Here is a 3,360-nt window from a genome sequence, read left to right as displayed (position 1 = left end):
TAGAGATATTGGACGAAAGCTGGGCTTCGGAAAAGCTCTTTTTACCCTATTATATCTATCTCAAGATGGCCTATCACTTGTCCCAGGAAGCCCGTAGCGGCATAAGCGATTATATTATTCCCCGGGAACTACGGGAAGAGTTGCTGCCTTTTCAGGCCAATGCCGTTAGTATTGCCGCTCGCCACCTGGATAAAAGGGGCGGGGTATTGATTGGTGATGTGGTGGGCCTGGGTAAAACCCTGACCGCCACTGCTATAGCCAAACTCTTCGAGGAAACATTTTTCACTGAAACCCTTATCATTTGTCCCAAAAACCTCACCGAAATGTGGGAAGATTATGTCCACCGTTACCAGCTTCGCGCCCGGGTTATGAGCATATCCCTGATAAATAAAGACTTTGTGGAAAAAACCCGGCGCTACCGGGTGGTTATAATTGATGAAAGCCACAACCTGCGCAATCGTCAGGGCAAGCGCTATGCCTTGGTCAGGGAATATATCGAAAAGAACGAGAGTCGAGTCATCTTACTGACCGCCACCCCCTATAACAAGAGCTATTTGGACATCTCCAATCAACTCCGCCTTTTCATAGCGGAAGATAAGGATATAGGGATAGGTCCGGAGCGTTTCATAGAATCTGTAGGTGGTTCCACGGAATTTATGGCGCGTTACCAGTATTCTCCTCATACCCTGCTGGCTTTTGAGAAGAGCGACTTTAGCGAAGACTGGCAGGAACTGCTCAAGACCTATATGGTGCGCCGTACCCGTACCTTTATCAAGAACAACTATGCGCTCTGGGATGAGAGCAGAAAGCAGTACTATATCCCGTTCGGTGATGGCACTATCAACTATTTTCCTGAGCGGATACCCAAAAAAGTACAATACAGCTTTGATGAGAATGACCCGGGTGATCTCTATGTCAAGCTATACTCCGAGCGAGTTGTGGATACTATAAATAGCCTGCACCTGGCTCGTTACGGTCTCGGCAACTACCTGGACCCTAATCCCAGGAAAAAGCCCAGCAAAGAAGAGGAAAGGATTATGGCCAATCTCTCTCGCGCCGGCAAGCGCTTGATGGGTTTTTGCCGTACCAATCTGTTTAAACGGCTGGAAAGTAGTGGTGCTTCCTTTCTCATTTCCCTGGCCCGGCATGTCTTGAGGAATTACCTTTTCCTCTACGCGTTGGAAAAAGACTTGCCCTTCCCCATAGGCCAGCAGGAAAGTGCAGATATGGACGAGTTTCTGGAAGAGGATGATAATGTTAGCGAAAGCTACGGGGTAGCCATAATAACTGAGAAGGATAAGTATCGCCAGCTGGCTGAAGAGCATTATCATCGCTGCCAGCGGGAAAAAAGCAAGTATGGCTGGATAAGCAGCCAGCTGTTTTTGCCTGAATTGGTCCGTTTGCTGGAAGAAGATGTGGATGCCATATTATCAATTATTAATCTGGCCCGGCACTGGGATCCCAGGGAAGATCGGCATCTAAACGCTCTGGAAAAATTGATTGCCAAAACCCACCGGAAGGAAAAAATACTGGTGTTCACCCAGTTTGCGGACACTGCCCGCTACCTGGAGGAGCAGTTGCGTTCCCGGGGAATAAAAGACTTGGCCTGCGTCACCGGCGCAGTAGATAATCCTACGGAATACGCCTACCGCTTCAGCCCGCTGAGCAACCGGGCAAAGGATATGTATGATGAAATACGAGTCCTTATCAGCACCGATGTGTTGAGTGAAGGTCAAAACCTGCAGGATGGGCATATCATTGTCAATTACGATCTCCCCTGGGCTTTAATCCGCTTAATCCAACGCGCCGGGCGCGTAGACCGCATCGGCCAGCAATCGTCCCGGATATTCTGCTATTCTTTTTTACCCCAGGACGGGCTGGAGAAGATAATAAACCTGAGAAACCGCCTGACCCATCGCATTTCCGAGAACTCAGAAGTAGTGGGTTCGGATGAGATATTCTTTGACGGCGACCCGGTAAACATAGCTGATCTGTATAATGAGAAAGCCGGGATGCTGGATGAAGACGAGGGAGAAATCGACCTCACCTCCCAGGCCTATGAAATATGGAAGCAGGCCATCCAGGCCAATCCAAAATTGAAAAAGATTATTCCCAACCTGCCTGATGTCATTTACGCCACCAAAACCTCGGAGGAGGGAAGTGTTGAGGGGGAAGGGGTTATAACCTACAGCCGCAACAGCCACGGTTTCGAAGGCCTGACCTGGCTGGATACCAAGGGACGGGTAATCTCCCGTAGCCAATCTCGCATACTCAAGGCAGCGGCCTGTACTCCGGATACCCCAGCATTGGCAAGACTAATAAAGCATCATGAACTGGTGGCCCGGGCCGTAGAGCTGGCGGAAAAGGATGCCCGGCAAACCGGCGGTCAACTGGGCAGCCAGGCCGGTGCCCGCTTCCGCGCCTATAAAATACTGGGACGTTATTACGAAAGCATAAAAGACAGCCTTTTTGATACCGTAGCCCTGAAAAGAACCATAGATGATATTTATCGCTATCCCCTGCGCGAGAGTACCAGGGAACTCATCAACCGCCGACTGCGTTTTGGTATAAGCGATGAAGAAATGGCGGAAATGCTTATTAAACTCCGCGATGAAGGCCGCCTGTCTGTCATCAGCCAGAAACAGGGCCGAGCCCTTGATATTCCTCAGATAATTTGTTCTCTGGGCATGAAGGTGAGGTAGTTAGTTTAATGCCTTATATCAGTAAAAAGCAATTCAAGCAGTACATAGAAAGATATGATTTTACCAATCTATTTAACCAGCTGGGCTGGAACTATGTAAAGCACCAGGATCCGGTCAAGGTAAATGATTATACCTACAAGCTGCACTCCGTGGCTGAAAAAAGTGGGTTTCGCATCCTGCTTTGCGAGCCGGACAAAAAGGGTAAAATACCGGATTACGCCACCCGCATAAAGCTTGACCGGGCCATTGCCCGTTTATACCGGGAGCACCTGACTATTTTTGTAGATAAGGAACAAAAGACTCAGCTCTGGCAGTGGGTATGGCGTGAGCCCGGCAAGCCGCCGGAAATAACGGAAACTGTGTGGTACCGGGGACAGGAACCGGAACTGCTGTATCAGAAGACTTCGGGTCTTTTCTTCACCCTGGATGAGGAAGAAAACATAACTATTGTGGATGTTACCGGACGGGTACGGGAGAATTTCCAGCAGAACCGGGAAAAGGTCACCAAAAAATTCTATGAGGGATTCAAGCAAGAACATAAGAAATTTCTGGACTTCATTAAAGGTATAGCCGATAAGGCTGACCGGGAATGGTATGCTTCACTGATGCTTAATCGCCTGATGTTCTGCTACTTTATCCAGAAAAAAGGCTTTCTGGA

General features: G+C 48.9%; 2 protein-coding genes. Both read left to right on the top strand.

The window, feature by feature from the left end:
• A partial coding sequence (locus PHP87_RS11550; protein ID WP_299921528.1) for a DEAD/DEAH box helicase occupies positions 1–2,702 on the top strand: 2,702 nt, incomplete at its 5' end.
• An 8-nt stretch (positions 2,703–2,710) separates the two neighbouring features.
• The coding region (locus tag PHP87_RS11545; protein ID WP_299921526.1) for a hypothetical protein at positions 2,711–3,360 on the top strand (650 nt) is incomplete at its 3' end.

Source organism: Syntrophomonas sp., assembly GCF_028707975.1.
GTDB lineage: Bacteria > Bacillota > Syntrophomonadia > Syntrophomonadales > Syntrophomonadaceae > Syntrophomonas.
The sequence above is the reverse complement of the archived record's forward strand: the minus strand, read 5'-3'. Positions and strand labels throughout refer to the sequence as shown.